The organism is Limosilactobacillus avistercoris (genome assembly GCF_014836425.1).
Classification (GTDB): Bacteria; Bacillota; Bacilli; order Lactobacillales; family Lactobacillaceae; genus Limosilactobacillus; species Limosilactobacillus agrestimuris.
Genome location: NZ_JACSQW010000006.1, coordinates 23,426 through 47,196, shown reverse-complemented (window position 1 = coordinate 47,196; position 23,771 = coordinate 23,426). Strand labels below are relative to the sequence as shown.

At 42.0% G+C, this 23,771-nt stretch carries 19 protein-coding genes; 12 read left to right on the top strand and 7 right to left on the bottom strand.

Features of this window, described 5'->3' with window-relative positions; all coding sequences use genetic code 11:
• Positions 1–68 precede the first annotated feature (68 nt).
• Entirely contained in the window at positions 69–1,148 is a 1,080-nt protein-coding gene (locus H9564_RS03425) for a DHHA1 domain-containing protein (RefSeq protein ID WP_191684141.1), read from the top strand.
• 233 nt (positions 1,149–1,381) lie between these two features.
• Here H9564_RS03425 and H9564_RS03420 read toward each other — a convergent pair whose 3' ends face one another.
• The 3 genes from H9564_RS03420 to H9564_RS03410 form a co-directional block, all read right to left on the bottom strand.
• The gene (locus H9564_RS03420; RefSeq protein WP_191684140.1) at positions 1,382–2,032 is read right to left on the bottom strand and encodes an HAD family hydrolase; all 651 of its coding nucleotides are present in this window, start codon (positions 2,030–2,032) and stop codon (positions 1,382–1,384) included.
• A 132-nt stretch (positions 2,033–2,164) separates the two neighbouring features.
• On the bottom strand, positions 2,165–3,064 hold the full coding sequence (locus H9564_RS03415; protein ID WP_191684139.1) for a proline-specific peptidase family protein: 900 nt from the start codon (positions 3,062–3,064) through the stop codon (positions 2,165–2,167).
• A 99-nt stretch (positions 3,065–3,163) separates the two neighbouring features.
• On the bottom strand, positions 3,164–5,569 hold the full coding sequence (locus H9564_RS03410; protein WP_191684138.1) for a Xaa-Pro dipeptidyl-peptidase: 2,406 nt from the start codon (positions 5,567–5,569) through the stop codon (positions 3,164–3,166).
• Between the two features lie 446 nt (positions 5,570–6,015).
• Here H9564_RS03410 and H9564_RS03405 point away from each other — a divergent pair, with 446 nt between their 5' ends.
• Genes H9564_RS03405 through H9564_RS03390 form a run of 4 tightly spaced genes read left to right on the top strand, consistent with a single transcriptional unit; the run spans position 6,016 to position 9,801 of the window.
• Positions 6,016–7,110, top strand: a complete 1,095-nt coding sequence (locus H9564_RS03405; protein ID WP_191684137.1) for an ABC transporter ATP-binding protein — start codon at positions 6,016–6,018, stop codon at positions 7,108–7,110.
• Positions 7,110–7,916 (top strand): ABC transporter permease, encoded by an 807-nt coding sequence (locus tag H9564_RS03400; RefSeq protein ID WP_191684136.1) that lies wholly within the window; start codon positions 7,110–7,112, stop codon positions 7,914–7,916. The genes H9564_RS03405 and H9564_RS03400 overlap by 1 nt, the downstream gene beginning before the upstream one ends.
• Positions 7,916–8,731, top strand: coding sequence for an ABC transporter permease (locus H9564_RS03395; protein WP_191684135.1), 816 nt, complete (start codon positions 7,916–7,918; stop codon positions 8,729–8,731). The genes H9564_RS03400 and H9564_RS03395 overlap by 1 nt, the downstream gene beginning before the upstream one ends.
• A complete protein-coding gene (locus H9564_RS03390) occupies positions 8,728–9,801 on the top strand; it encodes an ABC transporter substrate-binding protein (protein ID WP_191684134.1) in 1,074 nt (357 codons plus the stop codon). Before H9564_RS03395 ends, H9564_RS03390 begins: the two co-directional genes overlap by 4 nt.
• A 63-nt stretch (positions 9,802–9,864) precedes the next feature.
• Here the strand turns inward: H9564_RS03390 and H9564_RS03385 are convergent, their stop codons facing one another.
• From H9564_RS03385 to H9564_RS03370, 4 genes are all read right to left on the bottom strand, one after another.
• Positions 9,865–11,196, bottom strand: coding sequence for an APC family permease (locus tag H9564_RS03385; RefSeq protein WP_191684133.1), 1,332 nt, complete (start codon positions 11,194–11,196; stop codon positions 9,865–9,867).
• 332 nt (positions 11,197–11,528) lie between these two features.
• Entirely contained in the window at positions 11,529–14,195 is a 2,667-nt protein-coding gene (locus tag H9564_RS03380; RefSeq protein ID WP_191684132.1) for an HAD-IC family P-type ATPase, read from the bottom strand.
• Between the two features lie 334 nt (positions 14,196–14,529).
• Positions 14,530–15,831 (bottom strand): MFS transporter, encoded by a 1,302-nt coding sequence (locus tag H9564_RS03375; RefSeq protein WP_191684131.1) that lies wholly within the window; start codon positions 15,829–15,831, stop codon positions 14,530–14,532.
• 165 nt (positions 15,832–15,996) lie between these two features.
• Positions 15,997–17,388 carry an APC family permease gene (locus H9564_RS03370; protein WP_191684130.1) on the bottom strand — a complete coding sequence of 464 codons (1,392 nt, stop codon included), beginning with the start codon at positions 17,386–17,388 and terminating at the stop codon, positions 15,997–15,999.
• A gap of 134 nt (positions 17,389–17,522) precedes the next feature.
• On the opposite strand from H9564_RS03370, the gene H9564_RS03365 reads away from it, so the two are divergent.
• The 7 genes from H9564_RS03365 (at position 17,523) to H9564_RS03335 (ending at position 23,728) form a co-directional block, all read left to right on the top strand.
• Positions 17,523–17,936: a bis(5'-nucleosyl)-tetraphosphatase gene (locus tag H9564_RS03365; protein ID WP_003716537.1), complete on the top strand. Its 414-nt coding sequence runs from the start codon at positions 17,523–17,525 to the stop codon at positions 17,934–17,936.
• Position 17,937: 1 nt separating this feature from the next.
• Positions 17,938–18,507: a guanylate kinase gene (locus H9564_RS03360; protein ID WP_191684129.1), complete on the top strand. Its 570-nt coding sequence runs from the start codon at positions 17,938–17,940 to the stop codon at positions 18,505–18,507.
• A gap of 43 nt (positions 18,508–18,550) precedes the next feature.
• Positions 18,551–18,991: a Fur family transcriptional regulator gene (locus tag H9564_RS03355; protein WP_404804674.1), complete on the top strand. Its 441-nt coding sequence runs from the start codon at positions 18,551–18,553 to the stop codon at positions 18,989–18,991.
• Between the two features lie 71 nt (positions 18,992–19,062).
• The gene (locus H9564_RS03350; RefSeq protein ID WP_191684127.1) at positions 19,063–19,491 is read left to right on the top strand and encodes a hypothetical protein; all 429 of its coding nucleotides are present in this window, start codon (positions 19,063–19,065) and stop codon (positions 19,489–19,491) included.
• Between the two features lie 18 nt (positions 19,492–19,509).
• Positions 19,510–20,355: a DUF6681 family protein gene (locus tag H9564_RS03345; RefSeq protein WP_191684126.1), complete on the top strand. Its 846-nt coding sequence runs from the start codon at positions 19,510–19,512 to the stop codon at positions 20,353–20,355.
• A gap of 157 nt (positions 20,356–20,512) precedes the next feature.
• Positions 20,513–21,052 carry a TetR/AcrR family transcriptional regulator gene (locus tag H9564_RS03340; protein WP_191684125.1) on the top strand — a complete coding sequence of 180 codons (540 nt, stop codon included), beginning with the start codon at positions 20,513–20,515 and terminating at the stop codon, positions 21,050–21,052.
• 48 nt (positions 21,053–21,100) lie between these two features.
• Positions 21,101–23,728 carry a YhgE/Pip domain-containing protein gene (locus tag H9564_RS03335; protein WP_191684124.1) on the top strand — a complete coding sequence of 876 codons (2,628 nt, stop codon included), beginning with the start codon at positions 21,101–21,103 and terminating at the stop codon, positions 23,726–23,728.
• Positions 23,729–23,771: the final 43 nt, after the last annotated feature.

Below are 23,771 nucleotides of genomic sequence, written 5' to 3'. Positions count from 1 at the left end.
GTGTCAGGACATAAGTACAGGTATCTTGTATAATTGATTAGGATAAAGCAAAGGGAATGGTATTAATCATGGCAAATCAGGTAATTAAAATTTTCTCACATAACGATTTGGATGGGTTCGGTGCACCCCTCTTATTAGAAACCGTCAAAGAGACGATGTTTCCTAATTGTGAGTTTGATCTTACAAATTGTGGGGCTGGGCGAATCGATGAAGAGTTCGCTAAGTGGTTGCAAACCGCAGAAGCAAGTCGCGCTACGGATGTTTATATTATGGACATGACACCGGACAGTGATTACACCTTTAAACAGTTAAATACTAACTTTGCCAATCACTGGTTAGTATTTGATCACCACGAGACGGAAGCAGAGTTACGGGAACAGTATTCTGCCAATAGTATTAGTCCTGCTAACCCGAAAATTAATCCAAGTGCAACGAGTCTTGTTTGGGATTGGCTAAAAGAACAGCCTCACTTTACGGACCTAAGTGAGGAACGGCGTCAACAACTTGATTACCTGGTTGAACTTATTCGGGCATATGATACGTGGGACTGGCAAAACGATCCTGATATCAGTGAAGAAGAACGAGTTGCCGCGGATAACTTTGACCAACTATTTTGGTTCTACCCACTCCAAGATTCAGCATCATTTGTTGCAAATGTATTTAATGTTGGTTGGGAAGATTACGCAAAGCAGAACCAGCTTTTAATTAAGACCCTTAATGAACGACGGGCAAAGTATTTGAAGAGCCACTTAAAAGATACCTTGATTACTAAAATTGATGGTCACCAATTAGGGTTAGTTTATGCTGATGACTATAAGTCCGAAATTGCCCACGAGTTATTAATTCAGCATCCTGATGTCGATGCTGCTTTGGTGATTAGTCCAGTGAGTGTTTCGTTAAGAAGTAACGGAAAGTTGGATGTGGCAGAGTTTGCTGAAAAATACTTTAATGGTGGTGGTCACGCAGATGCAGCTGGTGGCCGTCTTACCATTAACCCAATTGAGATTGGTGAACAGGCCGTTGCCGATAACCTAGCTGAGGTAATTAAGAATAGCCAACAATCAAAAGCAGAGAATAATACCGGAACCCTTGCGGATAACCTTGACCCTGAGGTTGCGGCTAAAATGGCACAGTTGTTTAAAAAATAACTAGACAAGAGGGTGAGAAAAAATTTTTTGTTTTTCTCACCCTCTTTTTGTCACTAATAGTCTCCGAACTTATAGAGTCTAATCGCGGGAATTAACTGAGGGACTCGAGCCTAACGCAGCGGAGCAAGCCTATTCGGCTACGAACGACTTTGATGATTTCATCATCATTCATCGTTCTAGGTTAGTCAACCGTCCTTCCGAGAAAGTTAATTCCCAGCTTCTTATATTTTTTCTTAATCAATTTTCAGTAAATCTTGTGGTTCGTGAAGTGGATAGTCAGCATCCTGAATACTTTGGGGTTGTGATGAACCATATAAAGCACCAGCAAATTTGATTCCAGCATTATGGGCAGCTTTCAGATCATTAATGGTATCACCAACATAGACTGAATTTTCGGGATGGGCACCCATCTTTTCCATCGCCAACAGGATTGGGTCAGGATCGGGCTTATGCTTACTAGTTAATTCTTCAGTTACAGCAACATCAAAGTATTTCGTCCAATCATAGTCTTTTACAAAGTGATCCTGGTAGTCTTCCCGAACTTTGGACGTTGCAATTGCTAATTTGGCGTCTGGCCGAGCGGCAAGGTCCGTAATCATTTCCTTGATTCCAGGGAAAACTGTTACCAAGTCTTCACGTTGAAATGATAGTTTCCGCCATTCATCAACCATTTCTGGAATATCCTCTTCCTTAACCCCAGCTTGACGCAAAGAGTCGGCACCGGTAATCCCGAAGAGTTTCCGCTTTAATGAATCAACTTGGTCTTTGGGAACATGGTAGCCATGCTTTTCCATTACATCGATCATTGGTGGCATGTATTTTTCGTAAGTGTTGATGAGGGTCCCATCAATATCAAAAATGAAATTAGTAATTTGGTGTGCCATAAAGTAAACCTCGCAATCTTAAGTTTTCCAATCCCATTGTATAACAAATGTGATCACGGATTAACCAATTGAATATGGATAAATAAAAAGACTAGTTAATCACCTAAAAAGGGATGAGCTAGTCTTTCATTGTTATGCTTGTTCGCATTCACGAATAAAGTCGGCCAGGTGCTTGTAGTAAACATCTGGATTATCAACCATGTGGTGGTGACCACCATTTGGCGTGGTAACGAACTTAGCGTTTGGAATTAATTCTGCCATCTTCTTACCAGTTGCAAGTGGCATTGATTCATGTTCACCAAAGGTAACAAGAGTAGGAACCTTGATGTTCTTTAGTTGATCACGGAAATGCCAATCCTTTAGCTTCCCGGTGATGACAAATTCGTTATCTCCTTGGAAAGCATTGTAAACAGCATCCCCACCAATATCTTTAAGGTGGTAGAGCTTCGAAGGTTGTTTCCGGTCAATGTAATTTTCATTCATTACTTGAACGTATTCTTGATACTTTGGATTGCTGTAGTCGTTCTTGGCTTCGCATTCCTTCATAAAGTCAACTGCTTCTTTAGGAAGAGTCTTTTCCCGGAGAGCATTAACGTTCTTAACGTAATCATCAATTTCATCAACCATTGATGAGATAATGGCACCCTTTAAGTGTTGACCATACTTAACAGCGTATTCTTGGACAAGCAAACCACCCCAGCTTTGACCAATGAGGTAGAAGTTATCGAGTCCAAGTTTTTCCCGGACTTCGTCAACTTCATCCAAGAAGTATTCATAAGTTAAGTACTTCTTAGCAATTTCAGGATCCGAATAGTCTGGTTGGTCAGAATAAAGGGAACCAAGTTGGTCGTACATTGTAACTTGAACGTTCAACCCTTGCTTCTTTAACTGCTCGGCAGTATCTTCCCAGTATTCGTGGTTACCACCGGGACCACCATGAAGGGCTAATAGGTGAATATCACCTTCACCCTGAGTATTTGTCCAAAGATGGTAGCCATTATCTAGGGTAATGATCTTTGTTCCAGTTTTCATTTCTCCATCTCTCCTTTGTTTGTATATTTATACGATATACAAACCATTTTAGCACAGGACCAAGTGGCTTGTGAAAAATAACGGGTTAGGGAATGGAGATTAGAGTGGCTTTACTCCTGGAATCATAAGTGAACTATCCTTAGTTTTAATGGTATAAGTAATTTCTTCATTACCACGGAGAGTAGCACCAAAATCAGTGCTATAGATGATCAGACCAAGTTGGTGTCCTTTGAGCAGGTGGTGGAAAATTGGTTGAAGTTCAAAGTGCAATTTCACAAATTGGTTTGCTGATAAATCATCAACTTGGGCAGCACTGTGGCGGTTTTGTAGGTTAATGTGGCCGTCTGCAATTACTTTAAAGTCGCTTGCATTTGCTTGCAACTTGAATTCACGGAGATCATCGCTTGCCCAGTGGAAACCAAGTTGGAGACCGTTGCGGTTCATCAAGACTGGTGAGGTCGTCAACCGTTTTGCATTTCCCAAATCAACTAATTGGGCACTGATCATTCCGTGATCTGCAGAAGCAGCAACCGTAACGTTAACTTCTGGTGTTCCGCGCAGTAAAAGATCTTGATCAACTGGCTCAGTCTTTAATTGGTAAGAGAACTGACCATTGTCTCTAACTAGGGCGTTCTGCCAATCATTAATATTTTTGCACCATTTTTCAAATATTTCTGGAGTTTGCTGGTCGTTAAAACTATATTCTGTAGAAAGTTGCGGATCATTTTCAGTTAATTCCGTCTTATTAAAGTAGAGGGTCTTTTTACTTCCGGCGGTCCAAGTATCGTATGTCCACCACGTTTCTGGTTGTGTGTTATCTTGAACGAGGACCTTTGGCAATGTTTCATCAGCGTGGTTATCTTGATCCCAGAGCTTATTTGCTAGCCAGAGGTTCACCATTTCTGAAAAGTCGAGTGACTGGAATGCATTGATGTAAATATGTTGTCCTTGGTGGAGAATTAGTTTACTGGTTACGGGAAGTTCTTGAAGACCATCGTAGAGTGCTTTAACATTACTTGGCTTAACGTTTGTATCATTTAGACCATGAACCATCATTACTGCAGCCTTAATGTTTTTGATGGCAGGACGGTAGTTTCGACTAGCCCAGAAATCATTGTAATTTCCGGTCTTGCGATCCATTGCTTCGGCAAGACCAGCAATGTACTTGTTGTTCGTTTTCTCGATCCGGTGGTAGTCAGCAGGACGTTTCGTTCGGCTAAATGTTTCATCAGCTAGGACATCCGCATCTTCACCTTGGAAGCCACCTGGTGCACGAACCAAACCATTTTCACGGTAGTAATCGTACCATGATGAAATTGCCGCTTCACTGATGATGGCCTTTAATCCCGGAACAGCAGTTGTAGCAACGGCTGTAGCGAGAGTTCCAAGGTAAGAACGTCCGGTCATTGCAACGTTACCGTTACACCACCAGGCCTTGATTTGGATCCCGCTATGACGATCGGTAAATGCTACCCGATCACCGTGAAGCCATTCAACAACAGCTTTCATGGAGTCAGTTTGTTCAGGAGAACCACATGTTTGAAGACCATCGGAATCCTTAGTCCCAATTCCGGCTGAATAAACAATTGCGTAGCCTCGAGCGGCTAAGTAGTTATTAAGGGTATATGCTGGTGTTTCTGCAAAACTCTCCGTTGCATGTTTGTTTTCACCCTTGCTTTCCTGGTGAGTAAATTTCTGTGGAAACTTTGGCTCAGCAGGAGCAACCTCTCCTGCATTTTTGTGGGTTAATGGATGATTAACGTGGTGAGTTACCTTTTCTCCCCATTTATCGTTCGTTCCTTGGTTATATGGACTAGCAGTGAAGACAGCAGGCACTTTTAAGCCGCTGTTACTATCAATTGGTCGGAGAATTTCCACCTTAACCAGGTCTGCCTTGCCGTCGTAATCAGTATCCATGTCAGTTTCAACGTAAACGACTTCGCGGATAAACTTTGCCGGATCAAAAGAAGCAAGGGGTTTGCCGTTAAAGTAGAGAGGCTTTTTATAGGCCGGGAGTCGGTATGACCATGCCATGAAGCCCTCACTGGTTAGTTGATCGATAAACGACTGACCATCCTTATTGCGAGTGTTAAGGAGGAGGTAGAAGGCTTCCAAAACATCAGTGGTTGACCAGCTAGTATGTTGACTAAACGGTAATCCAATATGAGCCCAACTTTCGAGAGGATGCTCAAGGTCAAAGTCAACTCCTGGTTCGAAATGAAGGAGCTGGAGAGCAACGAGGTAGAAAACTTCTGTGGTTAGTGGTTGGTCGTGTTCAAGCCATTCGTCAATTGCAAGGTCTGGAGTAGCCAGAAAATCATGAAGCCATTGGCGGACCGCAATCGGTTGTTCACTAGCCATATGGGTACGGGCAAGAAGAGTTAACCACATCTGTGTTGGCTCCAGTTCCGTTGCTTCGTTTCCCCTTAGTAAATGTAACTTTTTCAGTTCACGTAATTTTTGTTCCAAACTTGTTTTAGCAATACTATATTGATTAATTCGCATGATGATCACCTTTTTAAAAGAGAGTGTGAGCCGTGACGGACTAGCAATCGAGCACTAAGGAATCCCGGACGATGATTGTTTTACAATCAAGGACGGGATATTTAGGCGGAGATTGCGGTCACGGCGAACACGTTTTGACTGTGCTGCAGTAGAATTTCTAACGATTTCTCCACCGAACGACGAGTTTGTCGTCGAAGGGGGAGGTCGTTAGCTTGAGGAAAGTTAGGGCGAACACATTTTGACAATGTAGCCTAGAACCACTAGCTCTAGCAAGTCCCTGGCGAGCGTATTTTGACAATGTAGCCTGTCTCGCCAGTGCCCAGTCAAGTACACATACTTTCATTATATATCTAAATTGTCATTGCATTGTAACCATCGTCAGAATAAATAAAGAGTATAATTAATTGGCTACGATGGACGAATTAAATAAACCGTGAGGGAAGATTATGGGAAAAAACATCTTGGAATTTAAACATGTTGGTAAGCGTTACGATGATAATGTTGTTCTTCGTGATATTAATTTTGAGGTTGAAGCCGGAAAATTTTATACACTTCTTGGCCCTTCAGGTTCCGGAAAAACAACAATTTTGCGAATAATTGCTGGCTTTGACCAGGCTAGCAGTGGGGAAGTCCTTTTTGATGGACAACAAATTAATAATGTGCCAGCTAATCAGCGACAGGTAAATACTGTGTTTCAAGATTATGCGTTATTCCCCCACATGAATGTTGCCGAAAACGTTGCGTTTGGCCTTCAAATTAAGAGAGTAAAGAAAGCGGTAATTCAACAACGGGTAAAGGAAGCTTTGCACCTTGTTCGGTTGGATGGCTACGGTAATCGGGAAATTACGGCGATGTCAGGTGGGCAACGACAGCGGGTTGCGATTGCCCGTGCAATTGTAAACCGACCGAAAGTCCTCCTCCTTGATGAAGCTTTGTCGGCCCTTGATCATAAACTTCGGGTAGATATGCAGCGGGAATTACGACAGTTACAACGGCAACTAGGGATTACCTTTATCTTTGTTACCCATGATCAGGAAGAGGCACTAGCGATGAGTGATCAAATCATGATTATCAACGATGGGAAGATCCAGCAAACTGGGACTCCTGTAGACATTTATGATGAACCACTGAATCATTTTGTGGCCAATTTTATTGGTGAAAGCAACATTATTCCTGGGGTAATGAAGAAGGATTATGTTGTTGATATTAATGGTCAAGATTTTGAATGTGTTGATGCTGGGATGAAGCCAAACGAAAAGGTAGAAGTTGTCATTCGGCCAGAAGATCTGGATATTACTTCAGTGGAAAAGGGAAAACTAAAGGTAACGGTTGATACGCAGCTTTTCCGGGGCGTTGATTACCAGATTACTGCTCATGATCAACGAAACCATGAATGGACGATCAACTCGATCCATAAAACGACTGTGGGTGCGCAGGTAGGCCTCACATTTGATCCCGAAGATATCCATGTAATGCGGTATAACGAATCTGAGGAAGACTTTGATGCCCGGCTTGACAGTTACGAGGAGGATGAAGATTAATGCGACAAAAAGCAATGTTCATCGTCCCTTATGCCTTATGGATTGTCCTTTTTGTAATTGCTCCGTTGGCACTGATCTTTTATCAGTCATTTTTTGATATTAATAGTCACTTTACCTTGGCCAATTATCGTGACTACCTAACATCGGCAACCTACCTAAAAATGACCCTTAATTCTGTTTGGTATGCGGCTTTAATTACCTTAGTAACCCTAGTAATTAGCTATCCGACTGCCTATGTTCTTACCCAATTACAGAACCGGCAATTTTGGTTACTGATTGTGATCCTACCGACATGGATCAACTTATTATTGAAAACGTATGCCTTTATCGGTCTTTTTTCGCGGACCGGTTCGATTAACCACTTTCTACAATTTGTCGGCTTGGGTAGCCACCAGCTTCTTTTTACGGATGCTAGTTTTATGTTTGTTGCGGCATATATTGAGATCCCGTTTATGGTCTTGCCAATCTTCAATGCCTTGATCGAAATTAAGCCATCGCTATTGAATGCTAGTAGGGATCTTGGCGCCACTTCTTGGCAAACATTCCGGCGAATTATCTTGCCACTATCAATGCCTGGGGTTAAAGCTGGAATCCAGGCAGTCTTTATTCCCTCCCTCTCCCTCTTTATGATTACTCGTTTAATCGGTGGTAACCGGGTAATTACGTTAGGGACGGCGATTGAGGAGCACTTCTTAACCACGCAGAACTGGGGGATGGGATCAACGATTGGAGTTGTCCTGATCTTAGCGATGTTTATTGTGATGTTTATTACTGGCGATACACGGGAGAAAGGAGGTCGACATTAATGAAACAGAAAGTTGCATGGGGCAAAATCTACTTGGGGCTAGTATTTATCATCCTGTACGCACCGATCTTATACTTAATGATTTTTTCCTTTAGTTCCGGAAAAACAATGGAACGTTATCACGGCTTTTCTTTTCAACACTATGTTGACCTATTTGCTGATTCACGAATGATTACGATTGTAATTAATACGGTCCTTGTTGCTGTTTTAGCATCTTTAGTAGCGACAATTATTGGAACCCTTGGCGCACTTGCGATTAAAGAAACTCATGGTTCCTGGAGAAATAGCTTATTATCATTAAATAATGTTTTGATGGTTTCACCAGATGTCATTATTGGGGCCAGCTTTTTGATCTTCTTTACCGTCCTCGGCATTCGCCTTGGCTTTATCTCGGTTCTTCTTAGTCACATTGCCTTTTCAATTCCGATTGTCGTTTTGATGGTGTTGCCAAAGATTAATGAGCTTTCACCAACATTGGTGGATGCGGCTTATGACCTTGGTGCAACACGGTGGCAAGCATTATCACGGGTGGTTTTACCAGCAATTTCGCCCGGAATTATGGCGGGCTATTTTATGGCGTTAACCTACTCTCTTGATGACTTTGCAGTTACTTTCTTTGTGACGGGAAATGGCTTTTCAACTTTATCAGTGGAAATTTACTCTCGGGCACGACAAGGGGTTAATCTGGAAATCAATGCCTTATCAACGTTAATGTTCCTTGTCTCATTGGCGTTAGTAATCGGTTATTACTTTGTTAGTAAGCATGCTGGTCGCCGTCAACGGATTGTGGCGGTTAAGGAGGGAGATGCTCAATGAAGAAACTTTGGGGCGCCCTTCTGGGAATTATTGCACTGTGCTGTGTATTAGCGTTAGGAGATTACTTGATGAACTGCCAGAGTAACGGAAGTAGTGGAAAAACACTGACCGTTTATAACTGGGGGGATTACATTGATCCGGCCTTAATTAAAAAGTTTGAACGACAAACTGGTTATCACGTTGACTATGAAACGTTTGATAGTAATGAGTCAATGTTAACGAAAATTCGCCAGGGTGGGACGAATTATGATGTGGTGGTACCAAGTGAATATACTGTTCAACGAATGAAAAAGGAACACTTGCTAGCGCCATTGAATCACCGGAAACTAAGCAATCTGCATTACATTGATCCCCAATTTTTGAATAAAGACTTTGATCCGGGTAATAAATATTCGGTCCCGTATTTCTGGGGAACACTAGGAATTATCTATAATGACCAAAAAATTAGTGGTCAGGATGTTCAACATTGGGAACAGTTGTGGAATTCGCGATTAAAGAATAACTTACTACTGATCGATAGTGCACGTGATGTTTTTGCAATGTCATTAATTACACAAGGGAACTCGGTTAATACGACAAGTTATGCAAAGCTAAAGCAGGCCCAACGCCACCTTCAGGCCTTAACGCCAAATGTTAAAGCGATCATTGCGGATGAGATGAAAATGTACATGGAACAGGATGAGGCAGCAGTTGGTGTGACCTATTCTGGGGATGCACGAGAAATGATGAGTATCAACCACCACTTACATTACGTTGTTCCTAGTGAAGGAAGTAATATCTGGTTTGATAATATGGTGATCCCGAAGTCAGCGAAAAATAAGCAGGGGGCTTACCAGTTCATTAACTTTATGCTCCAGCCAGAAAACGCAGCGAAAAATGCGGAATACGTAGAGTATGCAACTCCTAATCGGGCAGCCAAAAAATTACTTCCTCGTTCTGTAACTGCTGATCAACAATTTTATCCACCAGAGTCGACAATGAAGCACCTGCAGACCTATAAGGATCTTCCTCGGCGAGTTCTTGGTGAGTATAATGATTTGTTCTTGGAATTTAAGATGTTTAAAAAATGAATCAAAAATGCTTGGAAAACAATTTATTTCCAAGCATTTTTTGATTCGTATTATTCAATTGTATTATCCCATCCTACGTTGGTCCATCCGTTTAACGAGGTACAAGATTGGTAATCCAACAATTACGATCCCAATGAAAAGCAGGACACCTGCTGGATCATTGAAAAGTTCACTAACGAGAACAAAGATCCCACCACCAATTGCGATGATTGGCATAATTGGGTAAAGCGGGGTACTGAAGGGGCGTGGTCCCTTATTTTTCTTTCTCAGGATGAATATTCCGAAGAATGCCAAGAGATAGAAGCAGTAAACAGTGAAGACACAGAGATCCGAAAGGTGGTCGGGATCAAAGAAGAACATCATCATAGTAGCCAAGACAACAATGAATAGCGTGGCAACAACGGGTGACTTTCCTTTTGGTGTAACGAACGAAAGAAAACGCGAGAATGGTAGATCACCACGGCGTGCCATTGCATAAACAATCCGGGGGAAAGTAATCATTTTTCCATTTAGTGTCCCCATCATTGAAATAATGATTCCGGCCGAGAGAAGCTTTCCACCGATTGCACCAAAAGCCTTTGTTGCAAGGTAGGCAGTCGCATTTTCACCAAGACGGTGGATTAAGTTAGCTGGCAAGAATTTGAGAATTCCGATTGTGATTAGGGTGTAAATTACCAAGACAGCGGTAATCCCCAAAACGATCGCTTTAGGGAGTAGCTTTTGTGGATTCTTCATTTCTCCACCAAGGTTAGCGATTAAGATCCAACCATCATAACCAAAGAGGGTGGCGAGAACGGCGACACCAAAGCCACCAGTAGCATGTTGAACTTCAGTCACGGTTTGTCCAAAGGCGTGTTGGTCCCCAAAGATTAACCCAAAAATGATAATTGCCGCGATGGGAATCATCTTTCCGGCAGTCGTGATGATGGAGAAGATTGCCCCAACCTTGTTTTCAAAAAGGTTCATAATCCCGATTGCGAGAACGGTAATTACTGCCAGTGGGATTCGCCATTCAGTCCCGAGGCCAAAGAAGTTCGCCATTAAGATACTCATAAACCCAGCAACTGATGCGATAATTGCCGGGCCATACACGATTACCTGCATCCAGCCGGCTAAGAAACCGAGAATTCTTCCGTAGAGGTTCTCAATATAAACGTAAAGCCCCCCGGTGTATGGCATTTGGGCACCAATTTCAGCAATAGTTAGACCACCAGTTAAGGTAATAATCCCACCAAATACCCAAGCGGCAATGGCGAGGGTTGATGTGCCGGCACTATCAAGGACTGAACCCTGCTTAAAGAAAATCCCAGATCCAATAATTGTCCCTACGACAATCGAAATTGCCGACCAAAAACCTAACGACCGTTTTAATTCATCTGTTGGTTGATTATTCATCGCCATTCCTCCAATTCAAAATCGGCATAATAAAAGCCGGGTCTAATCTTAATCATCTGGAAGCTGCCAAATGATTAAGTGGACCCGGCACTACATTAAACCGTCTTATAGGTACACTAAAATCACTCAGCCCCGAATAGAGTTAGAGGCTGAGGAGGAAGATTGTTGCAATTGGTTAAAGAATACTAACATTGAACTTTCTCCTTCCGTGTACTTGATGTTTCTTAGAATACCATTAGAAAATTAATTTGGCAAGTCCCTGATTAAGATTGAATATAAAAAAGTCGTGAAATGAAATTTTTCATCTCACAACTTTTAAATTTGTTAGTTATTTAAGCCTTTTTTGTTCTAAAGCGAATCCACTTGTCTCCTTCAGTGAAAATCATGATCAAGCAGGAGAAGAGAATTACGGCACCCCATTCAACGAGGCTAATTCCTGTAACGTGGAAGGCCGCTTGCATGAATGGTACGTAAGTTAGGATTAGTTGGAAGATCACCATCAATCCAATTACGCCCCAGGCATTTTTACTAATATCGTTAATTTGCGTTAAACCATACTGTTCAGTCCGGATACTGAAGAAGTAGAAGATTTTACTAATAACGATTGTGTTAACCATCATCGTAGTAGCACTAATTTCGCTAGCACCAGCGCGGATGAACCATTCGTAACCGATTAAGGCGAAGATAGCCATTAATGCGGAAACGTATCCCATCTGGAAGAGGTCGTGGCGGTTCATTAGGCGTTGAGTAATTGGCCGTGGAGACCGTTCCATGATCCCGTCCTCTGCCTTTTCAAAGACAAAGGCGAATTGGATTGTGATGGCGGCAATTAAGTTAATCCACAATAGTTGTGCAGGTTGAAGAGGTACCTGTTGACCAGTCAAAATTGAGAAGGCAACAACTAACCCTTCGGCAAAGGATGTCGGTAGAAGGAAGAGGATACTCTTCTTGATATTGTCATAGATCCGCCGACCTTCCTTGATTACGGCAGCCATCGTTGCAAAGTTATCGTCACCGAGAATCATATCCGCTGCATCTTTAGCAACGTCGGTTCCCTTGATTCCCATTGCTACCCCAATGTCAGCTTTCTTCAATGCTGGGGCATCGTTTACCCCGTCACCAACCATAGCGGTAACCTGTTGCTGATTTTGCAGAGCTTCCATGATTTCAAGCTTGTTTTGTGGAGTTGTCCGGGCAAAGACTTGCGTGTTTAATGCTACGGATTCCCGTTCCTTGCTTGATAACTTGTCCCATTCAGCACCAGTAATGGCATTGATTGGACCGTTAGTTAATCCTAGTTCTTTACCAATTGCCCGTGCTGTTTGTGGATCGTCACCAGTAATCATCTTAACGTGAACACCAGCAGTATTCATCTTCTTGAGGGCTTCAATAACTTCTTCCCGTGGTGCATCAAGAAGGGCAGCCAATCCAAGCAACTTGATTCCGCGGTACAGGTGGTCGTGTTCAATTTCGGTTAAGTTTTCACCTTTTGGCACTGGTTGGTAACCAACAGCGATCACCCGTTTACCAGCACTGGACCAGTTATTAACCCGTTTTTGCCACTTTGCAAGGTCAAAGTTAGGATCTTCTTTTTGGGCCATTTCAAATAACTTATCTGGAGATCCCTTAATAAAGATTACTTTTTTATGGCTTTCTTGATCTTCTGTTAATTCAGCGATGTACCGGTAGTCAGAATCAAACGGTAGCAAGTCAATTTCTGAATATTGTGACTTGTGCTGAGGCCCGTATGCCTTGTGGTAAAGCGTTAAGAAGGCCCCATCAGTCGGTTCACCGTTAATGTGCCATGCACCATCATTTTCACTCAAAACGGTATCGTTAGCTTGATAACCGGCTTCCACGAAGAGCTTCAATTGCTCAGTGAGTGGTGCTTTTTTACCGCCAAGCTTAATTTCACCATTTGGTGCGTAGCCGGTTCCTGAAACTTGGTAAAGCTGATCGCCAACCCATAGTTCGGTCGCTGTCATTTCGTTTTTGGTTAACGTCCCGGTCTTATCAGTCGCAATAACGTCGACCGAACCAAGAGTTTCAACCGCTGGCATTGACTTGATGATTGTCTTGTACAACTTGGCCATCTTACTAATCCCGAATGCCAGAATTACAGAGGTAATTGCTGGAAGACCTTCAGGAATAGCACCAACAAGCATTGCTACAACCGCAAGAGCTAATGCTGGTAATGAGTAAATCTTCAACATGAAACCAACGATGAAGACAATAATTGACGTAGTGATGGTAATGTAGGAAACCACGGTCCCAACGTGATCGATTTCTTTTGTCAGTGGGGTCTTCTTTGGTTTAATGTGGGCAACTTCTTGGGAGATCTTCCCAATTTCAGTTTGTTCAGCCGTTGCCACTACAACACCTAGACCACTCCCGCTAGTTACGGAAGTTGAGGCATAAGCCATGTTAACCCGGTCAGCCAACGGAACGTCATTATCAGTGAGGGCCTCATCAGCCTTAATCACTGAATTGGTTTCTCCAGTTAAAGCAGATTCCTCAATTCTCAAGTTATCTGCAGAAACGATCCGTAAGTCAGCTGGGACATTATCCCCGGCTTCAAGGAAGACAACATCCCCAACTACCAGGTCCGCAGCGTCAATATCTTGCCGCTTGCCATCACGGTAAACCGTTGCTTGGTTAGCCATCATTTCCTTGATTTTTGCTAAAGCATTGGCCGCACTAGTTTCCTGGAAGTACCCGATGAGGGAATTCAAGATCACCACAGCACCAATAACGATGGCGTCCGTGTAGTGGCCAATGATTACGGTCAGTAGGGTTGCCACTAACAAGATATAAATCACAATGTTGTTAAATTGGCGAAGAAAGATCTTCCACTTTGGCGTTGGCTTTACTTCAAGGACGTTCCGGCCGTCTTCAGCGAGCTTTTGCCTCACCGTTGCGTCACTTAAACCTTGAGTAAAGTCCGTTAAGTTAAATTCTTTCTTCAACTCAGTCGTAGTTAATTGATATTTCTCTTTCATTTTGCTCCCCTCTAATAACTTCTCTAAAGCAATATCGCAGGTTCCCATCCCCGCGAAGAATATTAAAAATACTTTGAGTTAGATTACTTTAATCAGTTCTTTTCTTATTTTTCGTAAGAATATTATACCATTATGAATGATGGTGAAAGTTGCTGTTAAAGGATTTTTAGATAATAGTTCAATGAAAATTCATATTTAAAAAAAGAGGGAGTGAGACAGAACTAGCTTGCTAGTTCGTTTTTCGACGCGAAGCTAGCCTCTGGGAACCCCCTTTGTGTACTGCGCTGTAGTATTTTTAACTGTGTAGATAACTTATGTCATAGCCCCATCAGTTTTAGATGAATTTTGGCGAGGTTTCAGGTGCCCAGAAGAGACAAATGAGGCCACCAACAATTAGGACAATGGTACAAACAAGCATTGCTAATGGTGCACCACCGAGATTAGTAAGGACGGGGAGCAGAAAGGTTCCACTTGCGGCACCAATCCGACTAATAGTAATACAAGTTCCTACTCCAGTAGCACGAACTTTAATATCGAATAGTTCAGTTGGGTAAGGATAGTCGAGCGTTAATCCTGAAGAAAGGATGATGGCAAAGAGGGCAAATATTCCAATTTGAAAGCCAAATGATGATGGCCCAATTAACATTGCGATCAGAGCAGCAGCCGAAAAGAGAAATGTGCCGATAAGAAAAGCTCGACGACTAATTCGCTTGAAAAGCCAACTACCGACCAATACACCAATTAGCATACAGCCGTTATAGATTACTCCTGATAGGTCGCTGTTTTCCATTCCCATGTTTTCTAATAAAATTGGCAGGAAGATACTAATTCCAAAAAAAGCAAATGCTTGACATGCATAAAACAATCCACCGACAAGGGTCCGTCGCCTGTATCTTTTTGTAAATAGAATAGTCCATGAAATGTTATTAGCTGGCTTTGCTCTGAGAAGGCGTAATGGAAGGCCCCACCGTTTACCAATATGTTTCTGGATGAGCTTTTGGGCTTTCTTATTTTTACCTTGGCTGGCGAGCCAACTTGGCGAAGCAGGGAGTTTTGATACTGAACGAAAAATTCCAGCAATTAATCCGGGAACAAGGGATGAGGTAAGAATTATTTGCCAATTATGACTCCCAAATCCACTGATGGTGATTCCGGCAATGTAAGAGAGAATAAAGCCAATCGTCCAGTAAACAATTAGTTGACTTTGACGTTTGCCGCTTTCCTTAGTAGGTAACCATTCGACTAACAGGGAGTTACCCACCGTATAATCAATTGCAATCATTAAACCAATTAGGAACCGGAGAATAAATAGTAAGAATAAGTTAGTAGTAACTAATTGGAGAGCTGAAAATAACGAAAAGAGGTACATGTCAACCATTAACATCTTTCGTCGCCCAAATTGATCAGCAATTCGTCCCATTAAGGCGCTACCCATGAGCCCAATTAAACTACCAGCTCCAATTAAACCGACCCAAGAATCATTAATTTTGATGTATTCTTGGGCTTGCGTAAGTGCGGTGCCGCTAATCCCCAGGGCATAACCACAGGCAATCTGTCCAAGGATAATTGCCAGGAGAACGCGAAAGTGAACGGCTTTAAGTGGAGCTTTTTTATAATTCTTTTTTGTATATTCCATAAAGTAATAGCCATTTCATAAAGTGGCTATTAATAGATTCCTCCTTGAAATTAAAAGTAAACTATAAAAAACATAACAAAGTTCAAAAAAGACTGTCAAACATCTATCAGTCAATAAGAAAGCGGATTAGCTTTGAAGTTAAAGGCAATCCGCAGCGTTCAAAATTTAATTTTCTTGGTTTATCTTACTGTGACGGTAACCGTATGTGAAGTAAATAATGATCCCGATGGTAAACCAGATTCCTGCACCAATGTAGGTTTCAAGTTGTAACTGGGTCATCATTGCTAGGCAAAGGAACCCAGAAAGGATCGGAATGAATGGGTAAAGGGGGACCTTGAAACCTCCCCGGTTACCGATATCTTTCCGTCGCCGAAGAGGGATAATCCCAAATGAAACAAGGGTGAAGGCGAATAAGGTCCCAATGTTAACTAGACTGGTTAATTGATCGAGTGAAACCAGACCACCCATTGCAGCAATAATAATTCCGACAATCCATAAAGCAATTTGTGGAGAATGACTCTTTGGATCTAACTTTCCTAAAAATGCAGGTAAGAGACCATCCCGACCAATTGCGTAGATCAACCGTGAGCTAGAGTAAATCATTGCCAACATCATGGTGAACATCCCGATTAATGCCCCGATTGATAGGAGTTCGGCTAACCAGTTTTGGTGAACTAGTTGGAGAGCGTAGGATACCGGGTTAGCAACATCCAACAGTGTGTAATGGACCATTCCAGTTAAGACGATTGCCACTCCCATATAAAGGAGGGTAACAACCCCTAATGTTCCAATAATACCTAGAGGCATGTTTCTCTTAGGATTTTTAACTTCAGCAGCTGAGCTAGAAACGGTATCGAATCCGAGGTAAGCGAAGAAACCAATCGTTGCCCCATGAACAACCCCACTCATATGGTAAGGAAGAAATGGGTGGTAGTTCTTCGGCTTAATGAAGAATAAACCAGCAATGATGAAGATAACGATAATTGCTACCTTGATTACAACCGCAATATTATTGATTCGGACTGATGATTGAAGTCCACGGGACAGCATTACTGTAACAAGGAGGACGATTATCACCGCAACGATGTTAATGTAGGTACCATGTGCGGGGTCAAAAGGTCCTGATAAAGCGTGCGGAACTTTTAACCCAAAACTTTCGATAAAAGAGTTAAAGTAGGCTGCCCACCCTGTTGAAACTGACGCTACGGCAAGCATATATTCAAGAACTAATGCCCAGCCAAGCAGCCAGCCGAAAAATTCGCCGAACACCACGTTACCATAGGAGTATGCACTACCGGCAACGGGAAGCGCCGATGCAAATTCGGCATAACACATTGCGGCAAATGCACAAACAATTGCAGACAACAAGAAGGAAAGGGATACCCCTGGTCCAGCTTGCTTTGCTGCGATGGTCCCGGGAAGAATGAAAATCCCGGTACCAATAACGGTTCCGATTCCGATTGCCATTAAATCGCGAGCGGTCATTGATTTAACAAACAACTTATCCGCTCCAAGATAACGATCAAGACTTTCTTTTCGGAAAATGTTTAAGCCCATCTTTAACCCACCTTTGCTATAATAAATTTAGCGGCAGAAGTAGTACCTGTCGCGCATACTAAATATAATACATTTGGTTAATATTAAAAGTCAATGAGAAAAATTAAATTAATTTTAAGAGGAGTCAATCGACTATGGCAATTGAAATTACTAGTGGCGCTGTTGTTTACCGGAAAAATAATGGTGAGATTGAATATTTATTACTAGAAAGCCAAAATAAGGGTCACTTTTGGGGATTCCCTAAGGGGCATGTTGAAGGAAATGAAACGCTAGAAGAGACCGCTAAGCGGGAAATTAAAGAAGAAACACAATTAGTATTGCCAATCGACACTAGTTTTCATGTTTATACGGAATATGATTTACCCAATGGTAACCGGAAGCAAATGACCTTGTATACCGCTGATCTAACACAGAGTGAAGATATTCATTTGCAAGCTGAAGAAATCAAAAACTGTGGCTGGTTTAACTATGCGGATGCTCGTGAGCGTTTGACGTATGATAATTTGAAACAGTTGCTTGATCAAGTTAACGATCACCTAACAAAGTAAAATGAGAACCGGAAAAGTATTTGTGATCGCTGGTGCAGCTGGCTCAGGTAAAACAACGGTAGCAAAGTTTCTCCATGATCGTTACCGTATGGAGCGCGTGATTACTCATACGACAAGAGAAGCACGCCCAAATGAACGGAATGGGGTTGATTATTATTTTGAAACGCTGACTTCAATGAAGAAACTTCACTTATTAGAATCGGTTGAATATGATCAGCACCTTTATGGTTCGTCGTTGGAAGGGTTAGCTGCTGGATGGCAAAAGGGACATGATGACGTTATTGTCTTGGATACTAAGGGAGCATTTACCTACCATCAAAAGTTGGGCGATCAAGCAGTGATTATCTTTTTAACGGTGAGTCATATTGCCTCGTTAGCACAACGAATGATAAAACGTGGTGATGACTTATCTGCCATTCATTCGCGATTGAAGAGCGCAGAGTACCACCGTGATCTTCATTTGCCAGCTGGTTTAAAAGAAATTGCCAATGTGGTTGTAAATGATTCGTGGTCGCAAACAGTTGCTCAATTAGAGCAAATTATCAAACAAACTAGTTTAGAAAATAAGTAGACTATGATAGAATAATTTCCTTATTGGGGAGGTGGCATTGTTGATGACCCTCGTAGAACAAGCTCACAAAATATTAAAAGATAATGGTTCGCGTTGGACAAAACAACGACAGCAAATGATTGAGATCTTAGCAGAACACCCTGATCACTACATTGATTTTACTGACGTTGACCAACGCTTGCGGAAGGATAATCCTGGGCTTAGCTATGGAACTGTCTACCGCAACCTTAAAGAATTCGAGAGTTTAGGGATTGTTGAGACCCGACAAGCTGACGAACGAATGCAGGTTAAGGTCTGTTGTGATTCAAACCATCACCACCACTTTATTTGTGATGTTTGTGGTCGGGTACAGGAAATTCAGATGCCACCAATTGACTATGCCTTTTTTGCTAAGCAATTACCAGGAGCCAAAATTAATGGCCATACGTTTGAACTACATGGTATTTGTGCTAATTGCCAAGCAAAAAAGAAAACGACAAAATAACTTCAATTTTCCTTAATATTTACGGAGGAAAAAAGCGAGTATGATAGGTTGTAGAAAAGGAGCATTTATTTATGTCAAATAAGATCCCACCTATTGTTACCCCCTTTGCTTTGTTTTCGATTGTTTTAGCATTGGGGGCAACAAACGTTGTAGTTAACCACGCAACGCATACCTCTGAAGGTGCACGAGTAAGTTCAACCTCATCAGTTAACCGGCGAATGGACTCTGATGATAGTAGTGCGCTTAGTAGTTCTTCTTCGCAACAGGATGATGACGATCAGCAATCTTCCAGTACTCGTAGTCAGAATAATAATTCAACTACTCAAGAGAACCAGGGTAATACCGGGAATGATACTGAACGTTCTTCATCAACCACTACTACGCATACTCAAAGTAAAGAAAATAGTGGTGGTAATACATCAACTGGTAATCAAAACCAGACTGGTCAATCAAATGGTGGACAGAGTACTAATACTCAGGCCACGACAAATAATCAATAAGCGGGGTGAACCTAACAGATGTTTAGTTTTCTCGATATGATTAACTCATCGCTAAGTTACTTCAATCTGGATGTTAAATTAAAGAACCGAATATACATTGCTTTAGCGGCTCTAGGAGATATTTACTTGGTATACGTAACCTTCCGCTTATTTATGAACCATGCATGGATGCGGGGATTCCTATACTGTCTAGCGATGGTAGCAATTACATATTTTATTTATGTTAACTTTGTTTTCTACTTCTTAGGAAAGACCTCACAGCTTGACTTTTTATCTCCACGAATTGCGAAGGTAACAGGACAAAAGTTTGCGGAAAATAACCCAACACAACCGGGTCGTCCTGGTGATCGCTATTCAACAGGACTGGCTAACCAGTCAAATGGACTTTTTGTTGGAGCAGATACAATTCCAGCGACAGTTGAAATTGATTCCAAGGAGCAGGAAAACTTGCAGAAAGTGGTTGAGCAGCTCCTAGCTAAAAAAGTCTTTGTTAATGATTTTGATGGAATGGGAGAGCGTGAGATTATCCGCCAGTACCAAGAGACGAATAAGCCGGTTCAGGCATTAAATACTGAGTCAATTCCACCGTTCTTTGAATTAGTTCATGACACCCTTCGTCACCGTCTTGAGATCTATATGGGGATGAATCAAATGGAACGGCGGCCTGTTGGACATATTACGAAGATTGGTTTGACCGATGTTCATGAGGCACACCAAAAATACCGGATTTACCTGGCAAACTTAGTCGTTGTTGGTGGACCAAATAAGATCCCTGGCCGGAGTGGCACAACAATTATGACTACTGCTGACTATGGTTTGAAGGCTCAAGTTGCCTACCGTGAACGAACCCCTAAACATAATTAAATAAAATGTTGTATAGTAAAACTATTGTCTCAATTCCATGAGACAATAGTTTATTTTTGTCTTATTTTAATATAAATGTACCAAATTAACTCTATTGTCTATTTTTGATACGGTTTACAATGCTTATTGTAAAATTAGAGAAAAGGGGGAAAGACTGGTGCGAGTCACAAGAACGGTGCGCGATTTTCAAAATGCATTGTTAACACTACTTGAAGAGCATTCTTTTGAGCATTTAACCGTTGACCAGATTTGCCAAGAGGCATTATTACACCGAAGCAGCTTTTACCGCTACTTTCGGGATAAATACGATCTGTTAGAGCAGACACTCCGGACACAGGTTAATCGGTTGGTTGATAGTAGTGATTCCGAAGATGACTTGATCAAACAATTGATTTATTACGTCAATGACCATAAGAATGTTTTTCGCCATTTGGCCTCTGAGAGTGCCCATAATTCGCTATATGCTGAAATGATGCATATTTTAAGTCAAATTATGTTGGAACGTCGGCAAGAAAAAAGCAATGATCCAATTATTAAATTATTACAACAAACCGATGATCCAGAAATGCTAGCGTACGTATTAAGCGGTGCATTAATCGGCACATTTTACTGGTGGCAAGGCAAAAATTATGATGTCTCAATTGATCACGTGATTGATTTTGCTAAGCGTTCAATGCAATCACTTTCGGCTAACTGATGGTTGAGGCAAAACAGTAAATATTTAGGGGATAAGAGGAGAATATAAATGTGGAATGCGATTAAAGCGGAGTTTAAGAATATTCTGCACAATCGACTTTTGTTAATCTCCACTACCGTTATTTGTATTATCCCGTTCCTTTACAGTATCTTCTTCTTGAAGTCTGTTTGGGATCCATACGGGAGTACTGAAAACTTACCGGTAGCGGTTGTTAATAAGGATGTCCCAGTTGAATATCGTGGACAAACGATGGATGTTGGGAATCGAATGGTAAAAGAACTAAGAAAGAATAAGCAATTAAAGTGGGAAATCGTTTCACCCGAAAAAGCACATTACGGTTTGACCCACCGCAAGTATTACACTGTTGTTACAATCCCAAAGGACTTCTCTAAGGACGCAACGACAGTTCTCGATAAGCATCCTCAACAAATGCAACTGAAGTACGAGACTAATGGTTCATTGAACTACATTGGTCAAGTAATTAGTGAATTGGGGATGACCAAGCTAAACGAAAAGATCCGGGCTCAAGTTACCCAAGCTTATGCAACGGCAATGTTTAAGGCCCTTCATACTGTTGGTAAGGGGATGAGTACCGCCGCTAATGGTGCTCATCAACTAAGCACCGGTTTAGTTACCCTACAAAGTGGGACTAACCAATACATTGCTGGAGTTACCCAAGTTAATAATGGTGTTCAAAAACTTCGGGTAAGTGTTGTTCCGTTAGCTGCTGGTGCGCAACAATTAGCATCTGGTAGCCAAACGCTTGCTAATGGAATCCGCCAATACACTGGTGGTGTTGGTCAACTTGCCGCTGGTTTAGGTCAATTAAACGCCAATTCTGTTGCTTTGAATTCTGGTGCAAGTCAATTACAAAGCGGTTTGGGACAGTTGAGTAGTAACTCTGGTCAATTACGAAGTGGTTCAGGTCAACTTGCTTCTGGTGCAAGTCAATTGAACAGTACTATTAATAGTCAATTAGGTAATATTGACTTTAATGGAATCATGGGTGCCATGAACCAAGCACAAGACCTTCAAAGTGGATTAACCCAATTGCAAAGCGGTTTAACTACTGCTAAGGCTGCTTTAGCTGGCGTTCAAGAAAGTGCCGGTAAACTCCAACAGGCTTCTGGTGCATTAGCTGGTGTAGGCCAAGTTAAGGGTCAATTAACCAGTGCGGCAACTAACGCTGGTAACGTCGCTAAGAGTGATGCTGAAATAGCTGGTAGACTACAAGCTATTGCGGGTTCAACTAGTGATGATAAGATTAAAGGTGAATTAGGTGCATTAGCTGGACAAGCTGCATCTAATGCAAGTGCTGCTAAGGAAAGTGCCACAACTATTGCTGGTGTCGGCAATACCTTGAATAGTCTAAATAGCTTAGGTAGTTCTTTGAATGACATGCAAGGGCAACTTAGCCAGCTATCAAAGATGAATGCAATTCTCGATAATGCCGATGGAACGATTAAGCAAGCTAACACATTGCTTAATACCCTAAATGGTTATAAGGGTACTCTATCTGCAATGCCTGGTGCTGTTAACAAGTTAAAGGATGCTACTAGTCAAATTGCTTCTGGTTCTGCAACTCTTAATGCCGGTGTTAACCAATACACTAATGGTGTTGATACCGCTGCTGCTGGTGCTGGAACACTTACTTCTGGTATTAACCAATATACTGCCGGTGTTGCTCAAGCGGGTGCCGGTGTTGGTAAGTTGACAGCTAACTCTGGTCAATTGAACTCTGGTGCTGGTCAACTTGCCGGCGCACTTGGCCAATTAAACGGTCAAGTACCAGCATTGACTGCCGGTGTTAACCAATTAGCTGCTGGGACTCAACAATTAGTTGATAATTCACCTGCATTAGTTCAGGGGATTATTAAGCTGAATGCTGGTGCTTCCAAGTTATCTTCTGCTCTTGGTAAGGGTGCGAAGACGATTAACGGCATTAAGACTTCACCACGAACTGCTAAGATGATTGCTGAACCATCAGTTGAAAAGCACACTAATTACAGTTACGTACCAAACTATGGTCACGCATTGGCACCTTACGTATTATCAGTTGCTTTGTATGTTGGTATGCTGGTCTTCAACTTTGTTTACCCAATTCGGCGGGTTGCCGATCAAAATGCTTCCGCAACCGCATGGTGGTTTAGCAAGGTTGTTGTCGGTGGCTTAGCAGCAATTGCCATGGCTGTTGTTGAATGTGGAATCATGATGATGTGCGGTTTGACCGTTGATCACGTCCCATCATTCTTCGCTACCACGATTCTCTTCGGGCTTGCTTCAATGGCCGTTGTGATGTTCTTATCAATGACCTTTGATAACCCTGGACGGTTTGTTGCCATGGTTCTCTTGATGTTGCAACTTGGTGGTTCTGGTGGGACATTCCCAATGGAAGTTACCATGAAGTTCTACAATGTAATCCACTGGTACTTACCAATGACTTACTCAATTCTTGGTCTTCGTGATTCAATTAGTGGTGGTCTAGGAGCACATTACACATTATTCTGTAATCTTGTTCTCTTGGCGATCGCGGTTGTCTTCAACCTCCTTCTCTTGTTAACAATGAAGGGGATTGCATCACACGAATTCCATGCACCAACTGTTGAAAGCATGAAAGCTAACCAACATGGTCCAATGGGTAAGGGCGATGGCTTTACTTCAGACGGTAAGAATTAATCATAAATAAAGAGGCTGGAAATTTAGTCCAGTCTCTTTACTT